This is a genomic window from Bdellovibrionales bacterium, assembly GCA_018266295.1.
In the GTDB taxonomy this organism is placed as follows: domain Bacteria; phylum Bdellovibrionota; class Bdellovibrionia; order Bdellovibrionales; family Bdellovibrionaceae; genus JACMRP01.
In genome coordinates, this window is record JAFEAQ010000004.1 from 148499 (window position 1) to 167681 (window position 19183).

At 46.2% G+C, this 19183-nt stretch carries 24 protein-coding genes and 2 other RNA genes; 11 read left to right on the top strand and 15 right to left on the bottom strand.

Translation table 11 applies throughout. The annotated features are described in order from the left end of the window. Positions 1-136 precede the first annotated feature (136 nt). Positions 137-664 carry a hypothetical protein gene (locus tag JSU04_01120; protein MBS1968875.1) on the bottom strand — a complete coding sequence of 176 codons (528 nt, stop codon included), beginning with the start codon at positions 662-664 and terminating at the stop codon, positions 137-139. Positions 665-759: 95 nt separating this feature from the next. Here JSU04_01120 and JSU04_01125 point away from each other — a divergent pair, with 95 nt between their 5' ends. Beyond that, positions 760-1722, top strand: coding sequence for an SOS response-associated peptidase family protein (locus JSU04_01125; protein MBS1968876.1), 963 nt, complete (start codon positions 760-762; stop codon positions 1720-1722). Here the strand turns inward: JSU04_01125 and JSU04_01130 are convergent, their stop codons facing one another. The 3 genes from JSU04_01130 to JSU04_01140 all read right to left on the bottom strand — a co-directional run bounded on the left by JSU04_01130 (position 1723) and on the right by JSU04_01140 (position 3303). After that, a complete protein-coding gene (locus JSU04_01130) occupies positions 1723-2241 on the bottom strand; it encodes a hypothetical protein (protein MBS1968877.1) in 519 nt (172 codons plus the stop codon). It abuts the gene before it with no gap. A gap of 149 nt (positions 2242-2390) precedes the next feature. Then, complete coding sequence (locus tag JSU04_01135; protein MBS1968878.1) at positions 2391-2831, bottom strand: SRPBCC domain-containing protein; 441 nt, start codon at positions 2829-2831, stop codon at positions 2391-2393. A gap of 28 nt (positions 2832-2859) precedes the next feature. Further along, positions 2860-3303, bottom strand: a complete 444-nt coding sequence (locus JSU04_01140) for a helix-turn-helix transcriptional regulator (protein MBS1968879.1) — start codon at positions 3301-3303, stop codon at positions 2860-2862. A gap of 68 nt (positions 3304-3371) precedes the next feature. Here JSU04_01140 and JSU04_01145 point away from each other — a divergent pair, with 68 nt between their 5' ends. Then, positions 3372-3698 carry an EthD family reductase gene (locus JSU04_01145; protein MBS1968880.1) on the top strand — a complete coding sequence of 109 codons (327 nt, stop codon included), beginning with the start codon at positions 3372-3374 and terminating at the stop codon, positions 3696-3698. Positions 3699-3743: 45 nt separating this feature from the next. Here the strand turns inward: JSU04_01145 and JSU04_01150 are convergent, their stop codons facing one another. From JSU04_01150 to JSU04_01175, 6 genes are all read right to left on the bottom strand, one after another. Then, positions 3744-4538: a class I SAM-dependent methyltransferase gene (locus tag JSU04_01150; protein MBS1968881.1), complete on the bottom strand. Its 795-nt coding sequence runs from the start codon at positions 4536-4538 to the stop codon at positions 3744-3746. Positions 4539-4690: 152 nt separating this feature from the next. Next, on the bottom strand, positions 4691-5092 hold the full coding sequence (locus JSU04_01155; GenBank protein ID MBS1968882.1) for a nuclear transport factor 2 family protein: 402 nt from the start codon (positions 5090-5092) through the stop codon (positions 4691-4693). A 42-nt stretch (positions 5093-5134) separates the two neighbouring features. Then, positions 5135-5389, bottom strand: coding sequence for a GIY-YIG nuclease family protein (locus JSU04_01160; protein ID MBS1968883.1), 255 nt, complete (start codon positions 5387-5389; stop codon positions 5135-5137). A gap of 150 nt (positions 5390-5539) precedes the next feature. Beyond that, positions 5540-5891: a transfer-messenger RNA gene (ssrA, locus tag JSU04_01165) on the bottom strand. Positions 5892-6178: 287 nt separating this feature from the next. After that, entirely contained in the window at positions 6179-7126 is a 948-nt protein-coding gene (locus tag JSU04_01170; GenBank protein MBS1968884.1) for a TIGR02147 family protein, read from the bottom strand. Positions 7127-7253: 127 nt separating this feature from the next. Then, a complete protein-coding gene (locus tag JSU04_01175) occupies positions 7254-8564 on the bottom strand; it encodes a hypothetical protein (protein MBS1968885.1) in 1311 nt (436 codons plus the stop codon). A 325-nt stretch (positions 8565-8889) separates the two neighbouring features. Here JSU04_01175 and JSU04_01180 point away from each other — a divergent pair, with 325 nt between their 5' ends. Both JSU04_01180 and JSU04_01185 read left to right on the top strand, forming a co-directional pair. Next, positions 8890-9159, top strand: a complete 270-nt coding sequence (locus JSU04_01180; protein ID MBS1968886.1) for a helix-turn-helix transcriptional regulator — start codon at positions 8890-8892, stop codon at positions 9157-9159. Positions 9160-9165: 6 nt separating this feature from the next. Further along, on the top strand, positions 9166-9936 hold the full coding sequence (locus JSU04_01185) for a hypothetical protein (protein ID MBS1968887.1): 771 nt from the start codon (positions 9166-9168) through the stop codon (positions 9934-9936). Positions 9937-9950: 14 nt separating this feature from the next. On the opposite strand, the gene JSU04_01190 is transcribed toward JSU04_01185, so the two are convergent. From JSU04_01190 to JSU04_01205, 4 genes are all read right to left on the bottom strand, one after another. Beyond that, entirely contained in the window at positions 9951-10598 is a 648-nt protein-coding gene (locus tag JSU04_01190) for an iron-containing redox enzyme family protein (protein ID MBS1968888.1), read from the bottom strand. A gap of 29 nt (positions 10599-10627) precedes the next feature. Further along, a complete protein-coding gene (locus JSU04_01195; protein MBS1968889.1) occupies positions 10628-11305 on the bottom strand; it encodes a hypothetical protein in 678 nt (225 codons plus the stop codon). Between the two features lie 200 nt (positions 11306-11505). Next, the gene (locus JSU04_01200) at positions 11506-12384 is read right to left on the bottom strand and encodes an alpha/beta hydrolase (GenBank protein ID MBS1968890.1); all 879 of its coding nucleotides are present in this window, start codon (positions 12382-12384) and stop codon (positions 11506-11508) included. A 126-nt stretch (positions 12385-12510) separates the two neighbouring features. Beyond that, complete coding sequence (locus JSU04_01205; protein MBS1968891.1) at positions 12511-13278, bottom strand: M48 family metallopeptidase; 768 nt, start codon at positions 13276-13278, stop codon at positions 12511-12513. Positions 13279-13306: 28 nt separating this feature from the next. On the opposite strand from JSU04_01205, the gene JSU04_01210 reads away from it, so the two are divergent. After that, a complete protein-coding gene (locus JSU04_01210; GenBank protein ID MBS1968892.1) occupies positions 13307-14269 on the top strand; it encodes a serine/threonine protein kinase in 963 nt (320 codons plus the stop codon). A gap of 85 nt (positions 14270-14354) precedes the next feature. Here JSU04_01210 and JSU04_01215 read toward each other — a convergent pair whose 3' ends face one another. After that, positions 14355-14726, bottom strand: coding sequence for a hypothetical protein (locus JSU04_01215; GenBank protein ID MBS1968893.1), 372 nt, complete (start codon positions 14724-14726; stop codon positions 14355-14357). 116 nt (positions 14727-14842) lie between these two features. Between JSU04_01215 and ffs the strand changes: the two genes are divergently transcribed. The 6 genes from ffs to nadA all read left to right on the top strand — a co-directional run bounded on the left by ffs (position 14843) and on the right by nadA (position 19178). Next, positions 14843-14940: signal recognition particle sRNA small type (gene ffs / locus JSU04_01220), an RNA gene on the top strand. Positions 14941-14990: 50 nt separating this feature from the next. Beyond that, positions 14991-16622 carry a DNA polymerase III subunit gamma/tau gene (dnaX, locus tag JSU04_01225; protein ID MBS1968894.1) on the top strand — a complete coding sequence of 544 codons (1632 nt, stop codon included), beginning with the start codon at positions 14991-14993 and terminating at the stop codon, positions 16620-16622. A gap of 1 nt (position 16623) precedes the next feature. Then, entirely contained in the window at positions 16624-16947 is a 324-nt protein-coding gene (locus tag JSU04_01230; GenBank protein ID MBS1968895.1) for a YbaB/EbfC family nucleoid-associated protein, read from the top strand. 4 nt (positions 16948-16951) lie between these two features. Next, positions 16952-17566: a recombination protein RecR gene (recR, locus tag JSU04_01235; GenBank protein ID MBS1968896.1), complete on the top strand. Its 615-nt coding sequence runs from the start codon at positions 16952-16954 to the stop codon at positions 17564-17566. Continuing rightward, entirely contained in the window at positions 17566-18159 is a 594-nt protein-coding gene (locus JSU04_01240; GenBank protein MBS1968897.1) for a gliding-motility protein MglA, read from the top strand. Before recR ends, JSU04_01240 begins: the two co-directional genes overlap by 1 nt. A gap of 53 nt (positions 18160-18212) precedes the next feature. Further along, positions 18213-19178, top strand: coding sequence for a quinolinate synthase NadA (gene nadA / locus JSU04_01245; GenBank protein ID MBS1968898.1), 966 nt, complete (start codon positions 18213-18215; stop codon positions 19176-19178). Positions 19179-19183 lie beyond the last annotated feature (5 nt).

Below are 19183 nucleotides of genomic sequence, written 5' to 3' on the forward strand. Positions count from 1 at the left end.
AGGGAAGTTTGTATGTTATAGATCCTAGAAGGAGATCAATTACCGGACGAGTTGTCCAATGACGTTCTAAGTAAAAGTGGGTTTGGGACTATAAGGAAATTGTCGAAAAGCATGATTTTAGGACACGCAGGATACTTTAAGTACCATTTGTGGTTCGAATATAAAGACGAGGGCGGGCGCCATTCTTTGCTTTTATTAAAAGATTTGGAATTCCATAGTCTCGAGTCGTTTCGATCTCGTAAGTCTGTCCATCAGATTTATACTTCACGTTTTCCATCATAGAACTACTCATTGGTACGAAATCAGGACAACCAACTTTTTTTAAATCGCAAGTCAGGCGATCTAACCCTTGCTCACTGGTCGGATAGGACTTGCATGCTTCTCGATGTGCCTCGAGGTGCTCTTGAATGTTCATAATACGAAATCTGTCAGCATCATAAAACGTATCATAGAGTCCACCACCAGGAAACATGGACCCTCTCGCAATAAGCGCAGCAAATATAGTAACCAAAATAAGAAATAGAGAAGCTCCCATCAAAGGAATCTTTCTCTTTGCAAATGCTTTTCTAATGAACAGAATTTCTAACCCAAAAATTAGCAGAAAAACTAAAATAACAATCAAATGAAATGTCGTAAGTAAATCCCAGTATATAGCTTCTCTCATGTACTTCCCCCGTCACATATTATCAACAAAATATGTTTAAACGGTAGTAGAACCTAACCCAGACCTCGGGCGGTAAGACCTGCTCGATCAGTTAAATGCTTGTCTCCGAATTCCACCACTGGAACACTAATCTCATGTGCTATTCCGCGATGATCGAGGCCGACCTCCGCAAGCTTCAAAAGAAATTCAACGTTAAAATCGACTGGGAAAGTTTCGATGAGGCTTACAGTATTCGTATGAAGTACGACCAGGCGATGATTCCGTCGGGCCTCGACTCCTATATTATTCAGAACGCCGAAACTGCACAGCAAAAGCGCCTCGCTAAAATGGCGAAAGAGCACTACAAAGGCGAAATCGAAAAGTTCTCAGCGAAGCTCAAAAAGTACGAGCAAGACGTTAAAGACTTCGAAGCGAAGATCAAATCTGGCTCGAAAGCTAAAGGCCTCGATGAAAAACTAGCAAAGCGTCGCGAGACGGTCGAGTGGCACAAAGAAAAGATCGATTACTACGAACGCATCGAAGAAACCGGTGCTCCCCGCGTGTTCCCGAATTTCTATGCTCCCGTTATCGTCAAAGACGGTAAAGAAGAAGTGATTCGTCTGATGCGCTATCATATGTGCCCGAAGAACGGTAAAGAACTCAATGCGTTCCAGTACAATCTATTCAATGCTCGTAGAGATAAATTATTAGAATCCCGCACTTGGAAACCCGTCTTCGGAAAGAAACACGCGATCTTTCCATTCTTACGTTTCTATGAAAGTGTCGAAGGCCCGAACGGCGAAGCAAAGATCATTTACTTCCAGCCGAAAGATCAAGAGATCATGTGGTCAGCCGCGATTTATGAAGAATCAAAGATCGAACCGGGACTTCTCAGATCGTTTGCTGCAATTACTGATGAACCACCACCAGAGGTTGCAGCCGCAGGTCACGATCGCTGCCCGGTTTTCTTGTCTGAAGATAAATTCGAAAGATGGCTAGATCCACAAGAGACGACAAAAGAACTGGTGGAACTACTAACAGATGTCGTCCCTACATACTTCGAGCACAAAGCCGCGTAATTAGTTTTGCGCAGGCTTTACAGCGCCTTTGATCTTTCTCACAAGCGGCGGAATCGCAAACATCAGCACCATAATAATTACCGCCGTCAGCGTTCCATTCCCCAAAATACCATTGAGCCAAATCGTCGACGCCATAATTACCCAGAAGAACAACATATCGCCGGCGATCGCCACTGCCCAACCGGCAATAAAGCCATGGCCCTGAGCCAGCGCTGCCGCCCGGCCCGTCATTGGATCGACACCGAAAGCAATCGCAATCAGTAAGAACGGACCCGGCTTATGCCCATAAGCTGCAATCGTTCTATCAGTGAACGCTTTCATGTTCGCAATATAGAGTCTTAAAAAGTTTGAATACTTCGCGAGCCACGCAAAGAACATCATGATCGGCTCAAATACGAATGCCAGTAACACATCTGAAACAAAATACAGAACCGACATCGCGACCCAGCCGATCCCTTTGCTTTGTGCGAGCACGACGCCTGCGGGAATGCCTCCGCCGATCGGAATCGTGAAGAGCATAAAGACATCCCAAGAGTGTTTTAAGGAACCAAAAGAAAGGGCTGCCGACGAAATGTTCATGTGACTAAATCTATATTTTATTAAAAGGGTTCTCAACTGAAAATAAGCCAAACTCAACCATGATGAGTGTACCCTTCAGTTTATAAATCCTATTCGCCAAACTTAGGATCAATTCCCTGACCGTTGGTAATAAGATTCTTAAGACTCTGAGTGATATAAAAATCCCAGCCACCCGAGCAAGCATCATAGCACTCAGACTGGCGAGTTAATCCGTGATGGGTGAAAACAATTTCCGTTTCTTTCCCCTTCGGCATAATCTCAAACACAATCTTTGTGCCCTTCCACTCGTTGATGGCACTGACGCCGACATCTTCCACGCGCCAAACAACTTTTTCATTGGGAACAAGCTCAGTCACTTTCTGAGTGCTGTCGTGATAGTGCTTGTAACGGAAATTAAACTGAGATCCAACCTCCGAACCATCACCCTTCACTTCACCGACCCACCAGGCTTTGACGTCTCGGATCGCATCATAGGCTTCTTTCGGAGTCTTATTCACGGAAATCGAAACTGTATAGTTTTTGGAACTCATGGGGGCCTCTTTCTGTTGTGCTGGTTTTTCATCCTAAGTATTCAGGAAAAAGTGGTTGTCCATTGCGCAAACGTTCTTTGGCTTTCTCGCTAATTTTATGATTGTCGTCTTTAATCAACCCCATCAAACGCGGGATCAGCTTTGCCTCTGACTTGGAGTCATACTTCTCGCTCCAGACCATCATTTCAAACATGATCGGAATCAGATCGAGACCCTTTTCAGTCAGGATAAACTTACTGCGACGGGCATCTTCAGGATCGACGATTTTTTTAAGGATGCGCTCGTCTTCTAAAAGCTCTAACCGAGCAGCCAGAATATTCGTTGCAAAGCCCTCTTCAGATTTGAGGAACTCATTATAAGAGCTTTTCCCGCGAAAGACGATGTCGCGAAGAACCAATAGAGTCCACTTATCCCCAAAGGACTCAAGGCAGAAGTTAATAGGACAGTGGGAACGGAGCTTCTTGTTCTTCATATGATACAGTTTACACATTAACTTGCAAAATACAAGTTAATTGCCTAATCTGAAACAGAGAGGTATTTATGGCAAGAATGTTAGTGATCTATAAAACTCCTAAAGACATCGCAGCCTTTGAAAAGCACTACTGGGATGTGCATATTCCTTTAGCCAAGGGCCTGCCGGGCCTCAGAAAATATGAAGTCAGCCGTGGGCCTATTGCCGTGGCCAGTGGAGATAAGAATACCTATCTCATTGCGACTCTCTATTTTGATTCTATGGATGCGATTAAAGAAGCCTTTGCCTCAGAATGCGGGCAAGCATGCGCGAAGGACCGCCGAATCCTCGCACCTAACGATGAAGATGTGCAGATGTTTCTTTTCGGAGACGTCGTGACGGCTTATAGTTCGTAAATAATCAGCCGCTAGGGGGAGGTTTCCCTTCCCCTGTGCTTCAAATTATATCTTTCTCAACACAGGAACCATTCGCCACGAATGTTCCTCATTGTTAAACGGCATCGCCAAATTCATTCCGCCATAGTACTCGACGATTTCAAAAACACCCGAAGCTGTAACGAGCGCCGCGAACTCGGTCGCCGTAAAACATCGTTGCAGAGACCGATCATGCAGAATACCCGTCTTATCGCCATCTTGATATTCAAGCACCACTGACACTTCAGTCAGCTGAGTGATGGGATTAAATTTATCATCAGCACCACCCCAGGTGACTTTCACCTTGATGCCTTCTCGTTCCATATTCCATTCATTCACAGTCGTCTTAGAGATATCAAACACCGACTTAGGATGACTCATCTCTAGAACGTAAAGACCACCAGGGTTTAACACCTTTGCAACAGAGTGAAGATGTTCAATGACTTGCGCATTCGTTAGCAAATAGGAAGTTGAATCCATCAGCAACGCTGCCATGTCATAGGTCTTTGAAGATTGATAGGTGACCATATCAGCGCAATCGCAATCTAGCGATACTCCTAGAACAAGAGACTTCATCTTCGCGTAGTCGGCCATTTCTTGCGAAAGATCGACAGCAGTCACCTGCCTAAGGCTCTTTGCCAACTCTAGACAATGAAGAGCCGGACCGGCGCCAAACTCGATGAACGACGCCAACTTACGCTGCGAGTGTTTTAAAAACAAACCTTCGAGGAACGCGCATTCCTTCGGGACATCTTTAAAATCAAACGCGATGTCATAATATTTTGAAAACGAATAGAGACCTTCGTGAAATTTTGATTCCATGACTAACTCCAAATTAAATTTAATAAAAATAGATACAGACCACGATGCCGTAGCCAATAGAGAGAAAAATGAGATTTTAGGAACTAGTTATTCATTTGATGGAGCGAAGTTAGAATAAGAGTGCCGTGCCGTCAATAAGGGAGTTTAGTTCCCTACCCCTTTACGCCAGCCCACTTGAAAGCCTCTTCGGCCTTCATAAAAGATCGAAACTCAATTATCTTGCCATTTTTTAAAGTAAAGGCGTCGGCTACGCGTCCATCGATCCACTCTGTTTTATTTTTCAGCCTGACGTGCACATGCACGAGCACAACAACCTTGTCGCCTTCAGAAATGAAACGCTCAGGATTGCAACTTCCTTCAGCCCAAGTCGAACGACCTTGCGATATATGCGCACTCATTTCAGAAAGACCGCGAAACCTGCCTGCTGACGGAGTCCCTTCGAACTCGACCCGCTCAATTTGTGGATCAAGGCACTCGAGTGCCGCAGGAACATCGTTTTGGTTGAGGGCAGCGTAGAATTTTTTGACTACTTCGATCTCGTTTTTATTCGGCATGAGGGTCACTCTACATTTTGAAATTATTCAGACCAAGTGAATTTAGAAATGCTTTGCGCTAAATGCTCGACCCGAACCTGATTTTAGATATTTTTCGAATGCTCTTGCTTTGGATTCTTCTGCGAACCAAATGCATAGTTCCATTTTCCATGGCTTGTACTTGTTCGTGTGTGGGGATTTGCCGGCGTTGTGGTCTGCCAAGCGCTGCTTGGGATTATCAGTGATGCCTGAGTAGATTTGATTTGGACATGGAATGCTTCTTAAGCGGTAAACATACATGCGACTTGCGCATTGCAAACATTATTCTTAGCTGTAATTGAAATAAAGCGAATTACCGGTCCGGCCTACGCTAAAGCTTCGGCGGACAACCTTCGCGTTCTCGGACATAGCCCACACTAACTTTTGAAAAACCTGTGGCCCGCCAGCCGAAGCTCGCAGAGCGAAGGTTGGTGGAGGCGGGGGGAATTGAACCCCCGTCCGCAAGCGATCCACGATAAGGCGCTACATACTTAGCCGGTAATTTAATTTGGTTGTGCGTCTTCTACCGACAGAATCCGCACACAACATTTTTCGCAGCTTTATCTCGGCCCTAGCGCTGCGAAACCCACTAGAGCCTTGGTAACTAATGACGAACTGATCTCGCGGCGTCACCACTAGCGAGGGCTCGTGCGCTTAAATTAAATTAAGCTGCAAGTGCGTAATCGTTGCCAATTACAAAGTGTATGTTTTTAACGAGGTCCTCATACTCCCCGGTATGCTCCTTATGCTTCAGCACCCACGTCGAAGCCGTGTCGCCCCCACATCAGGATCGCGAGTATATCACAATCCTGTTCAATTCAAAAAAACTAGTAATCATGTCCGAAATTTTGGTGATCTCAAGTGAAAACGTCACTTTTCGCTGGGGGCAAAATATCCCCAACTTGTCATGATTTTGTCCAAATCTTTACAAGTTTTGATTGTGTGCACGGGACATTCTGACACAAAACGGACTCAAATCGCCAAGTTATCAACCGTCTCCACAGAGTTATCCACAGACTTGCTCAAAATTTGGAGATTTTATGGCCCTCTTTTTAAGATTCTTAAATTCTAGTGCGATGAATCATCTTTGCTGTTTTTGTCAGCAGAAACGGCGTTTGTCACCGGGAAAAGTTGGATGTTCAGTTGGTAAACCTTCTCACCTTTTGATGAAGAACGCGCAATCGAATTGTCTTTATTGATTTGTTTGCGCATCTGACGAAGCTTGAACTTCACTTCTTCAAACTCTTGCTTCGTCATACTCAACGTCAACGTACCGAACTCGCGCTCGTTCGCAGCATCCTGATACAAAGATTCTAAGCCCAAGTACATGAGCTGAGCTTGCAGTTTCCTTACGAGTGCTACTGGAACATCTTCCGCCGACTCAATCAGCGCGCGAGCTTTGCGCACTTCCTGAGTTTCTGGATCTAGCACCAGCTCGCCCGAGTTAAAGAGACTCTGCAACGCTTGCTCAATTTCATCTTCAGAAGCTTTACCGCGAAGAAGATCCTTGAGAGTTTTTGTGTCGTACTTCACGCCCTCTTGATCCACCATCGCGTAGATCACCCATGCGGCCCAGCTCGGGATCTTTTCCCAAGTCTTTTTGTCGATCTCGCCGGTTTTGAGCTTGGCCTGCACTCGGTGTTCCGAAAGTTTTTTAAGGAACATATTCCTATCCGCAGGATCTGTCGCCTGCCCGTATGCCACGAGCAAATCGAAATCTTCTGTGGCTTCTTTATTAAGACCCAAAGCTTTGGCGAATTTCAAAACCATCTCTTCTGAAAGATTGCGACGGCCCTCGATGATCATTTTTAAATAGTTCGGTGATTTGATATTCGCGCCGGCAGAAAACGCCGCGTAGTTATAAGGGCGAAGATCGCTCGCCGTGAGTTTACGTTTGTATTCAAAGAAACTCGCCAGGTATTGGCGGAAATCCATGTAATCTGAAACCTGCGGGACAGGAATGGAAGTATTCGAATTGGCTGCAGTCTTTGCAAACTCAAGCTGTGTTCCGTGCATAGAATCGAGCTCCTTTTTCTATGCCTATAAGTGGACCACAGGGATTTTCGGCCTGACAACAAAAAAAAACGGGGCGGCTCTTTGAAAAGGCCGCCCCGCAAAGGAAAGAAGCTTTTAGCTTGTAATTTTACTTTAAATTCAAGTTATCTTCGTTTGGCTCAACAGTTGGTTTAATGATGCGCATAACAGTAAGCTTGAATGGCTCTGGTGTGTAACCAACGCGCTTTCGCATTTTCAACGCAATACGTACCTGACCCAAACCGTTGTTGTTCACGATTTGCGCGCTGCCAATAAAATTAGCCAAATCAAATTTGTAACCAGCTAAGTTATCAAGATCCAGAGAGTCCTGCATTTCAGCGGTACGGTCTGCGCGAATATCCACAGAAGTCCCCGCATCCGGAGCGAGCAACGGACCACCCAACGAAATCAACTGGCGGTTTTCACCAATCAATTGAGCTTCGAAACCAGAGCGGCCATTGACAACCTCGAAAGATTTCAACACCACTTTTTTCAACTTCATATCAGTATTAGCTTCGTTATGAGAGTTGATAAAGAAGTCACGGATGTTATCGTACTCCGGGTTGCCAGAACTTTTCGTAATGCTCGCGCGAATATCCGCCAATGATTGACGGAACAAAATCGCTACAGCGGCACGGCCGCCACTTGAATTCCCCAAGGCTACCGGAGCCGGAGCTGGCGCTGGAGCTTCAAGAACGAGGCGTGCAAAAATAGTTTCGCAGCCGCCATCTTGATCAAGGCATTTCATTTTGCCGCTGATTGTTTGCTCGCCCGTTGTTTTCAAGCCGTTTCTGCCTTTGGCAAGACGCAGTTTTGAGGCGCCTTCACCCTCAGAGATTCCACCGGCAAGAACGTAGTTCTTCAAGTTTTGACCTTCTTTAATTTTTAAAGTGATCACAACATCACCGGTTTCAGGATCGCGGCTCAGATGCGCAGAACGAATACTTTGCGCAGCATCTAAGTTGCGAGCTTTAACGCTGGCATCCAAATTAGGGTCTTCATTTCTCAGACGGAGATAAGTCAAAAGTTTGTCTGTTGAGGAGCCCGTATAGAAAAGACCATCCGGATCGGTCATGCCCGTATAACGTTTATCAAAATCATTGCTGTCGATAGCGCGAGGATCAACTGGTTCGTATCCAGAATCATCATCAAGAGGATCCTTGAGTATTGTTTGATCTGGGTTTGGCGCCCCTTGCTCCGAGGGAGTTGGCGTCGGTGTTGTACCTGGCGCTGTTGGGCCTGGCAAATCGACGCCGCCGCCTGGGTTACTCATGTTATCAACTGTCGTTGTTGTCTTCGGAGCCTCTGGCGGAGGCTGTGGTCCACGGACCTCTTTCTTCTCACCGCATGCAGAAAGCGCGACAACAGCCAATACTGTTGCTAAATACTTAATTGTTTTAATGTGAATCCCTGAACCCATAAATAGGCCCTCCAATTTTTATATCCAGCAAGGCATTGAGCAAGCCGTAGGCCAAAAATTGTCATGGCTGTATTGTAATTTAGAGCCAGTAGAAGCTCTTTAGATCAGATTTTCGCGGAAAGAATTTCAGCCTTGTTAAAAAAGTTGTCACTTGAGAAGACGCTTCCACTGCACGTTTCAAGTCTCTAACAAACTCTTAGACGACTATAGAAAAAATGCCGAAGTGTGACTCCGAAACAATTTCCATCATTATTCAATTGATAAATCGAACAAAAAAATGTAGATTTGCGATAAATATTTTTCAATTTACGGAAGTGGCACGTTTATGGATTTATCAAAATTTTTAAAAGAAAAACGACTTCAAGCGGGTCTTTCTCAAGGTGCGGTAGCTAAGAAACTTGGTTACACAAGCCCACAATTTGTAAGCAACTGGGAACGCGGTCTTTCGCAACCGCCAGTAGCAACTCTTCGCAAGATCGCTCAGATCTACAACATCTCCGCAAACGATATGTTTGATGTTATGTTGAAAGCGACAATTGACCAAGTGACTGCTGAGTTGACTGAAAAGTTCTATAAGCAATCTAAAGCAAAGTAGGAATTTATGCAGGCAAGCACTGCGCTGATGAACAAATTCGAAACCGAAGCAATTCGTCTAAACAGTGCTCTTGCTTTAGAGATTACACATCATATTGATCACGCTCACGGCCTATTACTCAAACGCGGCTACCCAACAAGAGCGTATACCAAGTCTGCGGTCGAAACTCTTCTGAGCTTCGACGAGACAAAGCAACTCCAAGTTCTCGATAACGCAAAAAAACTTCTCGGTGTTCTTAGTTCCATGGAGCCTGAAATTTCTCCGGAGCCAGAAACTGAAATCGAAGACGGAGTTAACGAAGTGGGGTTGGCAAAAAAAGCTCTTTCTTGCTTTGGTTTCCGTGTTTCCGACGAGACGTGGGAACAAAAAGCTCAAGACCGCATTATCGAGATCTACAACCATCAAGGCGTTCAACTTCATCGCAGCCTCAACTTCTTTAAAACTTGTGGCTATTCTCTTTTAGATTTGTGTGTGAACGAATGGTACGTCCTTTGGGAGCGCCCTAGCAGAGTCATGGAGCAACTAAACGCGATCGTGGCTCAAGTGATGAGCGGAGCTCCCCGCGCAAACACCGAGATGCCAGTAGGCCCTCACGTTGTTCGTGAAACTTATGATGATGGAACTACTCAGCCCTTCTTACCTCGTTCTATTATCGTTCAGTTTAGAGATATGTATCCGACGCTCAATGCCCGCAATGAAATCTGCGGCTTTGTCGTCACCTCCGAGGCACGACTCCTCAATGTCGGCGACGACGCCTTGAAACTCGATTTTATCTAAACCCAAAGGCTGCTTTAAGCAGCCTTTGTTTTTTTCGCGTACTTCACCGCGATCTCATTCAACATCTTTGAGTACAGATAACCTGTTTGCTCAATATTTCTAATCAGGTCTTCGTAGTCCGCGGGCGGAATATCGCTCACCTTATCGCGGATTGTTTTAACGTGGCCGACATCTTCGGCCGCGTGCAAAGTAATAAAGCTGATGGTCTCGGGACCGTGAGCTTTACGCGCACGCTGAGTGATCATTTGACCACGATCACATGACAGTCTTTCTAAACACCAGAAGAATCCAAAGTGTGCAAACGGCGTTTGGTGCAAGAAGTGATACTGACTTTGGATCATCAACTGAGCTTCAGTTGTTTCGGGAATGTCTTCGACTTTCCATTCCATGGCCTCGAAATCGCGATAAGCCATCATCTCGTGACCTGTTTCTTCGCGAAGATGATGCAAATAGAATTGATGGAAAGATTCCTGATCAATTTTCATCAAGCCCGCTGACAACGTCAGAAAGCGCGTTGTGTGGCGGACCGTGTAGTAAGTCTGTCCCAACCATTGAGCATAACAAGCCTCGTCTTCCCAAGGAAACGCATCAACAGCATCAGCCATTTTCTTGACTGCGATTTCAAAAGCACCCTCTACGTCTTCAATTTTATATTTACGCATGACAACTCCTCCGTGAGTTATATTTAAAACTAAACTGCAATTTTTCTTTCGATATCGCCTGTCGACGGAATATACGGGCTTTCATTCCACAGCTTGTCGACGAGATCGCTGAGTTCTTGGCGTGGATGCTTTGCCATTACGTCGCTAAAGAAACCCATAAGCTCAACCGTATCACCGTGTCCCGATGGAACCTCGTATGCAATTTCTTGTGCGCCCCACTTGCCACACACTCCTTGCACGTTACGATCACGGCGAAGGGCTGCAGTCATGCCATCAGGGTTTAACCAAGCAAATGTCTTCGCCACAGTTCCCATCAAAAGATCTTTCATCGGAAAACCTAAATTCACGCCGCGGGCTTCGCGAGCCACCGTGAAGTTACTGCACACAACGATCTTGTCGCCGCGCGAACGTAATTTTTGAATATGAGTTTCGCCCCAATTTGAAAAATAAGAATCTTTTGCCATCGTCGGCATCGTCGGATCGGCCCAACGATAGAAGCACACTGCAAGGCACTTTCCATCCACAAGTATACCACCCACATAATCCTGACGGGTGAAGGCATCTGATTTCAAATATCCATCGGGCTTACCGAGTTCTTTGAAAGCTTCGGTCCAAACATTCCACCAGCAATTAAAAACATTTTGATACAAATCTTTGATCTCCGGCGCTGGCCACTGACCGGGTACGATCACGTATTCTAACTTCATGACTTCCTCCTAAAACAAATCCATTTATAAACAGTATTTATTCAAAGAGGAGACCAGAGTTGGCTCGAACAATAAAATCAAGCGATAGGCCCAGTAAAAATTTTTTTGCGGGGTTTCAAACCAGGACCTTTTCGTGCACTTCGGTCCACTAAAGAGGCTAGCTGGCCTCTTTTTAAATTGCTCTATAATGTAGTTTTAATTTATGAGCGTAGTCGTGAGGGTTTTCCCTTTGATTTTTTGCCGGATGACAACATCGCCGCATAATTACGCTCTGCTTTTTCGATATGATCTCGAACGAGATGTGCAACTTCATAAGGCTGTTCGACGACGAGAGAGTAACCCGCGTGATGGAGAGTCTTATACGTCACATGTGGAATCGCCAGTCCTAAACGCTTATAGGAAGCTAAATATTCTGGAACATCCTCATCCCCGGCAATAATCAAAACAGGCACAGAAATTTTCTGTAAGTCCTCTTTTGAAATCGTCTGGCGATGAAAAATCTGACGGGCATTTTCAAGTTCGTCGACAGACATTACTTTCAAATGTTGCAGGATCTTTTCACGCCGCTCAATGACCGACGGATCCATGCTCGTTCGGAATGTTTCGCCAAAAACTCGGTTCACAAAGCTCTGCATACCAAGACGAGGCCCCTCCTTCTTTAAATTATCCAGATAGTTGTCCATGTCTTTGGCCTCTTTGGTGGTGGCCCCTTCAGGCACGGCCCCCATTAACGTGCAGCTCTTTAAGAGATCCGAGCGTTGCACAGCCAAGTTCAATCCAACAAAAGCGCCTAGACAATTTCCCACGAAGTGACAGGGCTCTAAATTTAAATACTCAATCAGGGCAATGGTGTCTTTCGTTGAAGTTTGTAGGTCCGACTTTTTAGTATTTCGCGCACTCTGCCCCTGCCCACGATGGTCATAGGTCACCACACGAAATTCATCATTGAAAAGCTCCAGGAGCGGTTTATAGACGGACATATCAATGTATAGAAGAGGACTAAAAACAATCGCTGGCGCCTCTTTAGGGCCGTAGTCTTCAAAATAAATATCAGTGCCATTCAAGCGGGCCTTGGGCATGAAAGTCTCCTTAGTGTGGATGAGAGGAAAGAAGTCCGCAGACTAATCCCGCAGCTTCCACGAAGACCATGGAAAATCCTGAGAACCTACAAAATACAAACGTGAATTAAGACTTTAAAGAAAGTTTCAAGATTGTGGCGTGAGAAATTCACAAAGATACTGAGACTCTCTGAGTTCTTTCATCAAAACTTCGTAATCTGGACAGTGTGCTTCGACAAGTTGCCAGAAGTGCGCCGAATGATTCATGTGACGAAGATGTGCAAGCTCATGAATGATCACGTAATCAACGATCTCAGGCTTGAACACAATCAAACGCCAATTAAAATTAATACCACCCTTCGAAGAACAGCTGCCCCAGCGAGTTTTTTGTTCGCGGAACTTCAGAGTCTTGGGATAGAGACTCATCTGCCCGGCCCAATGTTTAGTTCGCTCCGTGATGGTCTTGATGGCTTCGCGCTTATAGAAATCACGAATCACCGCAAGCAGTTCCGGATGCTCGTCGGTCAGCACATCCGCGCTCCATTTATTGTGCGGAATATGCAAACGCAATTCTTCATCTTGAATCGCGACGAAAGATTTTTTCAAAACCGTCAGCGCCATCTTCAGTGGCAGATTGCGGCCATGAAACGGGAATTTTTCATAAGACCTTATTTTTCTTTCGGGAAACTTTTCAGAAAGTTCGTTGAACTTAGTGAAGTGCTTTTCGATCCAGTCTTTCTTTGACAGCAGGAATTCGTAGATCACCTTCTGCGTCGTGAGCTTCCCGGCAACCACTTTGATAGGCTTCTGTGGATACAAATAAATCGAGACCGAGCGTCGGAACGCTCGGCGATGGACTTCAACCGTCCAATTTGAAAATGAAAAGCTTTCTGTTTCTTTTGCCTTGTTTGCCATGGAGTCTTATGAGATTTACACTCGTATTATGAATTCAAAGAGCTCCTTTTACAATCTTGATCCCGAAAAGGTTCTACAAGCCGCAGAAAACGAGGGATTTCTTACAACGGGTGAGTTTTCACAGCTCAACTCCTATGAGAATAGGGTCTTTGACATTCGTCTCGAAAATTCATTTGAAAATCACACAAACATCATTGCGAAATTTTATCGCCCGAATCGCTGGAGTAAAGAAGCGGTTCTTGAAGAACACGAGTTCTTGTTGGATCTGCAAGCTGAAAGCATTCCCGCAGTCGCACCACTGAAACTTCGCTCTGGCAGCACCGTTGCTGAAGAGTATGGAATGTACGCGGCGTTTTTTCCGAAAGTCCGCGGCCGCATGCCACAAGAGTTTGTTGGCGATGAGCTTTTCCAGATCGGCCGCTTGATGGCGCAAGTTCACAACGTGGGCGCGCGCAAAGAAGCTCCTCATCGCCCGGTACTAGACACGAGCTATTACGGCGGCTGGGACACCTTAGACTTCTTGCAAGACTGGATCGCCCCCGAAGTGCGCGGTCGTTACAACGACGCGGCTGAGGGCATTCTGCAGCGTTTGGATGACATCCTCGATCCGAGTGAGTTTATCCGCATTCACGGCGACTGCCATAAAGGCAATTTACTTCACAACGGTAAACAGTTTTTCTTGGTCGACTTCGATGATTTCTGCAATGGTCCGGTCATTCAAGATTTTTGGATGCTCCTTAGTGGTGAAGGTGAAGAAGGCCAACGCGAGCGCGATGAAATTATCAAAGGCTATGAAGAGTTGCGTGAGTTCCCCGATCATCAATGGGCGTGGGTGCCATGGCTTCGAGGCTTAAGAATTATTTCGTATGCAGGTTGGATCGCAAAGCGCTGGGAAGATCCGAGCTTCCCGCGCCTATTCCCGGAATACAATACGTATCGCTACTGGGCTGAAGAGGTTGAGGCGCTCGAAAAGATCGCCTGGGCTCTTTAGTTATTCCAAGTAAAGGGGCCTTTGAAAATCACAAGATCCCGAGAAGAAGTTTCACTGTCCCCGGGACCCTGGTGTCTGTAAGTACTTATTTTACTTGGACTTTTACTTTGTGTTTGGCTTCAGATGAGCAGGTTGTTTCCATTGCTGTGGTCGAGCATTTCATAGTGCCGCAGCTCATAGAAATAATCTGATTGCCGTTGCCTTTGTTAAGGTCTTTGAACTCCTTTTTCCAGTCCGTGCAAGCGGTCTTCCAGTTTGAACGAGCTTCTTTCAAAAGCGGAGCTGCATCGCCCTCGATGGTATCAACACCTTCGGTGATTTCGAATTTATTGTCAGTTTTCTGACCTTTTTCGATTTTGATTGTTGTGTCGCCATCAGCTGGGATGTCTTTGATTCCCATCGTCTGAGCAAGCGCGAGAGAGCTCATAAAACTAAGGCTAATTACTAGGAATTTCATAGTTCCTCCTGTGTTTGTTGAATTTAGGCAAAGACCCTGGAAATGTTCACGACTTTTTAGTGTGCGCGGGGCGTTATTAGGTGAAATACGCTCTGCAGGGAGATACATCCACCCATGGCCGGGTCCCGTACAATAGAGCCCTTACTGAATCCGCTAGGTCCGGAAGGAAGCAACGGCGTTTAAGGGACTATGTGATATGGGGTGCTCGGCCACTTTCTTTGTTCCTGCTACTTGTGCTAGAGTCAGTTTTTTCGAGGGGTCTCTTTGTCTTATCAGGTCATAGCACGTAAATGGCGTCCGCAGTCTTTCAACGAAGTCGTTGGACAGAACCATATTACCCAAACGCTGACCAACGCCCTTAAAAACAATCGCCTTCATCACGCTATTCTTCTCACCGGCCCTCGCGGGACTGGTAAAACTTCTTCAGCACGTATTCTTGCTAAGGCGATTCGTTGCCCGAATGCGGTTGATTTTGTTCCCTGTGATAAGTGTGACTCTTGCCTTGAGATCGCGCAAAGCCGTAGTGCTGACGTGATTGAGCTCGATGGTGCGAGCAACAACGGTGTCGATGCGATCCGTGATCTGCGCGACTCTGTTGGCTACATGCCGTCTTCTGGTAAATACAAAGTTTATATCATCGATGAAGTTCACATGCTTTCGACAAGCGCGTTCAATGCGCTTTTAAAAACCCTCGAAGAACCACCGGAGCATGTGGTGTTCATCATGGCGACGACGGAAGTACAAAAAATTCCGCAGACGATTTTGTCGCGTTGCCAGCGCTATGATTTCCGCCGCATTCCGATCAAGCAAATTACTGATCAGTTGAGAAAAATCTGCGACGGCGAAAATGTCGGCGCTGAAGATGAAGCTCTGTGGATGATCGCCCGTCAGGGTGATGGTTCTATGCGCGACAGCTTGAGCTTGCTGGATCAAGTGATCACTTTCGCGAATGGCCCTCTCAATCGCCAAAACGTGGTTGAGATCTTGGGTCTGACGAGCCGTAGCTTGCTGCTTGAGACTCTGCAAGGCCTTCTTTCACGCGATACTAAAGCGGTGATGGCGGTGCTTGAGAAAATTGCGACTTCTGGTTTTGAACCACACTTGTTTGCGCAAGATCTGCTCGAGATGATCCGCAATTTGCTTTTGGTGAAAGTTTCCGGTGCGGAAGTCGCTCATATCCTCGAACTTCCAGATTCTGAAATCCAAGCTCTCGGTGAAATGGCGAAGAACACTTCTGAAGAAGATCTTCACATGCTCTTTGATATGGCCCTTAAAGGCGGCAACGATATTCCGAAGGCTCAGGATCCACGCATTGTGCTGGAAGTAAGCCTTCTTAGAATGGCCGCAGCTCCTCAGATCACCGATCTAGAAAGCTTGCTTAGAGGTGGTGCCAGGCTAGGCAAGCGCGCGACTGTGACTAAAACAGCTGCCGCTGCTGCGAAACCTGCCGTTCCTGAAGGCCCGAAGTACGTTACGGGACCGAATCTCAATGAAAAATGGCTCGCCTTTGTCCATGCTGTTCGTCAGGATGAGGCTCTGTTTGCGGCCAAAATCGAAAATCTGATTTTTGTGAAAGAAGAAGGAACTCTCCTCAGCCTCGGAGTTCCACCAAAGCTGGCGTTTTTGAAAGAGCAAATGAATGACTCTGCCATCCGCGCCAAGCTGCAAGGATTTATTGATTCGTACTGGGGGGCTGGTTATTCTTTCCAAGTTTTAAGCAGTCGGGATCCGATTGAAGGCGAAACTGCCAATACTCTGATGCAGAAGAAATCTCAGGCAGCAGAGGATGCAATTCGTAAACAAATCGATGAAAACCCGATGGTGATTGCGGCTCAGAAGGCTTTCAAAGGCCAAATCAAAGCCGTGACTGAGATTGCCGAAAAAGGCAGGAGGTAACATGAAAGGTTTTTCTGGCGGTATGGCTCAGCTGATGAAGCAAGCTAACCAAATGCAAGGTAAGATGAAAAAGGTCCAAGAAGAACTCGCGAAAGCTGAGTACGAAGGAACTGCCGGCGGTGGCGTTGTTACTGTGAAAGTAAACGGCGAATACAAAATGACTTCTTTGATCATCAAAGAAGATGTCATCAAATCAGGCGATGTTGAGATGGTACAAGATTTGGTTTTGGCAGCAACAAACGAAGCTGTAAAGATCGCTCGTGAAACTTCGCAAAAAGAGATGGAAAAAGTTACTGGCGGCATGAACATTCCTGGTCTATTCTAGAGACATGCTGAATATTCCCGCACTCGAAAAATTAGTTCACGAACTCAGCCGACTTCCGGGCATCGGTCCGAAGACGGCTCAGCGCTTGGCGTATCATATCCTCAAGTCGAAGGATAACTACACCGATCGCTTGAGCGAGGCTTTGATTCGTGTGCGTGCGGAAGTTCACACCTGCAAAACTTGCTATAACTACACAGACGCTGATGAGTGCAAATACTGCAAAGACGTTCATCGTACCGATGAATCAATCTGCGTGGTGGAAGAGCCTTCGGACATCATGAAGATTGAGTCCTCGGGTGCTTTCCGCGGTCGTTACCATGTTCTGCATGGAGTGATCTCGCCTCTCGAGGGCATCAGCGCTCAAGATCTGAAAATCAAAGAACTCGTAGCACGCGTTGACGCGGGGCTTAATGGCGATGGACCTCAAATCCGCGAGATCATTCTGGCTTTGGACGCCGATCTCGAGGGAGATACGACCATTCTTTACCTCGCAAAGACTCTTCAAGGCAAAGGCGTCAGATTAAGTCGCCTTGCTCATGGGGTTCCTATTGGCAGCGACATTGATTTCGTGGATGATAGAACCGTGGGTCAGGCCTTAGAAAACCGCGTGGAGCTGTAATGTCGTTTATAAATTACAATGCCAAAGAGATGCACTGTAAGATCGTTTATTACGGTCCTTCTTTGGGCGGCAAAACAACCAACATCCAGTGGATCTATCAAAAGACCGCGTCTGATCAGAAAACCAAACTCGTAGCCATTGATAGCGATGTTGAAAGAACTCTGTTCTTTGACTTCTTGCCTATGAATGTCGGCGATATCCGTGGTTATAAGACTCGTTTCCATTTGTACAGTGTCCCTGGTCAGGTTGTTTATGATGCTTCCAGAAAGCTCATTCTGAAAGGAATCGACGGAGTTATCTTCGTTGCGGATTCTCAGATTGAGCGTATGGATGAGAATCTAGAGGCCCTTAAAAACCTCGAGCGCAACCTTGAACAGCAAGGCTACGATATCCGTGAAATCCCAATGGTCATGCAATACAACAAGCGTGATCTCCCGAATGCGGCTTCCCTGGCGGAACTGCGTATGGCTCTAAATCGCTATAATGCCCCTGAAGTAGAGGGCTGTGCCTCTGAGGGTAAGGGCGTGGAAGAGTCTCTGAAAATCGTTTCTAAGTCCATTCTGAATGTGCTAAAAGGCGGCTCCAACATCTAATCCGCAGGTCCCTTTTGTGGTATCCTGTTAGGTGATGTTTCAGGAGGCCTCCTATGACATACGATATTGCTGCTGACATTCAACGCCTCAAAAAAGAGAAGAACGCCGTCATTCTTGCCCACTACTACGAAGAGGGCGATATCCAAGACGTCGCTGACTACGTTGGCGATAGCTTTTACCTCGCAAAGATGGGCCAGAAGGTTGAGCAAGACGTCATCCTGCTTGCAGGTGTTGTGTTCATGGCTGAAAGCGTGAAGATCCTCAATCCTGGAAAGACTGTCTTGGTACCTGATATGGGTGCGAGCTGTTCTTTGGTGAAAGGGGCACCTTACGAGAAGTACTTGGCTTGGCGCCAGGCAAATCCTGATGGCGTAGCCGTTACTTACATCAACTCGAGCTCTGAAGTAAAAGCGATCTCTGATGTGATCATCACTTCGAGCAATGCGGAGCAGATTATTAAATCCATTCCTGCGGATCGTAAGATCCTCTTTGGCCCGGATCAGCACTTGGGAAGATTCCTTTCTAAAAAACTAAACCGCCCGTTTGAACTCTGGCCAGGGGCTTGTGAAGTGCATGTTCTTTTCAATGCTCGCAAACTTTATGAGCTAACACTAGAACATCCAGATGCTGTGGTGATTGCTCACCCTGAGTGTGATGAGACTGTTTTGAATTACGCACAAGTGATTGGTTCGACGTCTCGTTTGCTGGAAGAAGTTCAGAAAAATCCTGCGAAAAAATTCATCGTTGCGACTGAAACTGGTATCTTCCACCAAATGCAAAAAGCCCGTCCCGATGTGGAACTCATTCAAGCTCCGGTTTTGGATAGCGGTTGCTCTTGCAACAATTGTCCTTACATGAAGATGAACTCGATGGAGAAGATCAAGCACGCGCTTGAAACCTTCGAACCACAGATCCGCATGAACGATACTCTTCGTAAAAAAGCGCAAGTGTCTTTGGATCGCATGATGGATATCACTTCAGGTAAACCAGTCACTTGGCCTGCTGAGTTTCGCGTTTAAAAATT

Excerpts from the sequence above, each read along its gene's own strand:
- JSU04_01155 (MBS1968882.1), bottom strand. The coding sequence starts at position 5,092 with ATGCCGAATAAAAACGAGATCGAAGTAGTCAAAAAATTCTACGCTGCC.
- JSU04_01125 (MBS1968876.1), top strand. The coding sequence starts at position 760 with ATGCTTGTCTCCGAATTCCACCACTGGAACACTAATCTCATGTGCTAT.
- JSU04_01175 (MBS1968885.1), bottom strand. The coding sequence starts at position 8,564 with ATGGGTTCAGGGATTCACATTAAAACAATTAAGTATTTAGCAACAGTA.
- JSU04_01180 (MBS1968886.1), top strand. The coding sequence starts at position 8,890 with ATGGATTTATCAAAATTTTTAAAAGAAAAACGACTTCAAGCGGGTCTT.
- JSU04_01185 (MBS1968887.1), top strand. The coding sequence starts at position 9,166 with ATGCAGGCAAGCACTGCGCTGATGAACAAATTCGAAACCGAAGCAATT.
- JSU04_01145 (MBS1968880.1), top strand. The coding sequence starts at position 3,372 with ATGGCAAGAATGTTAGTGATCTATAAAACTCCTAAAGACATCGCAGCC.
- JSU04_01140 (MBS1968879.1), bottom strand. The coding sequence starts at position 3,303 with ATGAAGAACAAGAAGCTCCGTTCCCACTGTCCTATTAACTTCTGCCTT.
- nadA (MBS1968898.1), top strand. The coding sequence starts at position 18,213 with ATGACATACGATATTGCTGCTGACATTCAACGCCTCAAAAAAGAGAAG.
- JSU04_01195 (MBS1968889.1), bottom strand. The coding sequence starts at position 11,305 with ATGAAGTTAGAATACGTGATCGTACCCGGTCAGTGGCCAGCGCCGGAG.
- JSU04_01120 (MBS1968875.1), bottom strand. The coding sequence starts at position 664 with ATGAGAGAAGCTATATACTGGGATTTACTTACGACATTTCATTTGATT.
- JSU04_01240 (MBS1968897.1), top strand. The coding sequence starts at position 17,566 with ATGTCGTTTATAAATTACAATGCCAAAGAGATGCACTGTAAGATCGTT.
- JSU04_01170 (MBS1968884.1), bottom strand. The coding sequence starts at position 7,126 with ATGCACGGAACACAGCTTGAGTTTGCAAAGACTGCAGCCAATTCGAAT.
- JSU04_01215 (MBS1968893.1), bottom strand. The coding sequence starts at position 14,726 with ATGAAATTCCTAGTAATTAGCCTTAGTTTTATGAGCTCTCTCGCGCTT.
- JSU04_01230 (MBS1968895.1), top strand. The coding sequence starts at position 16,624 with ATGAAAGGTTTTTCTGGCGGTATGGCTCAGCTGATGAAGCAAGCTAAC.
- JSU04_01130 (MBS1968877.1), bottom strand. The coding sequence starts at position 2,241 with ATGCTCTTCACGATTCCGATCGGCGGAGGCATTCCCGCAGGCGTCGTG.
- JSU04_01205 (MBS1968891.1), bottom strand. The coding sequence starts at position 13,278 with ATGGCAAACAAGGCAAAAGAAACAGAAAGCTTTTCATTTTCAAATTGG.
- JSU04_01150 (MBS1968881.1), bottom strand. The coding sequence starts at position 4,538 with ATGGAATCAAAATTTCACGAAGGTCTCTATTCGTTTTCAAAATATTAT.
- JSU04_01210 (MBS1968892.1), top strand. The coding sequence starts at position 13,307 with ATGAATTCAAAGAGCTCCTTTTACAATCTTGATCCCGAAAAGGTTCTA.
- JSU04_01135 (MBS1968878.1), bottom strand. The coding sequence starts at position 2,831 with ATGAGTTCCAAAAACTATACAGTTTCGATTTCCGTGAATAAGACTCCG.
- JSU04_01190 (MBS1968888.1), bottom strand. The coding sequence starts at position 10,598 with ATGCGTAAATATAAAATTGAAGACGTAGAGGGTGCTTTTGAAATCGCA.
- JSU04_01200 (MBS1968890.1), bottom strand. The coding sequence starts at position 12,384 with ATGCCCAAGGCCCGCTTGAATGGCACTGATATTTATTTTGAAGACTAC.
- recR (MBS1968896.1), top strand. The coding sequence starts at position 16,952 with ATGCTGAATATTCCCGCACTCGAAAAATTAGTTCACGAACTCAGCCGA.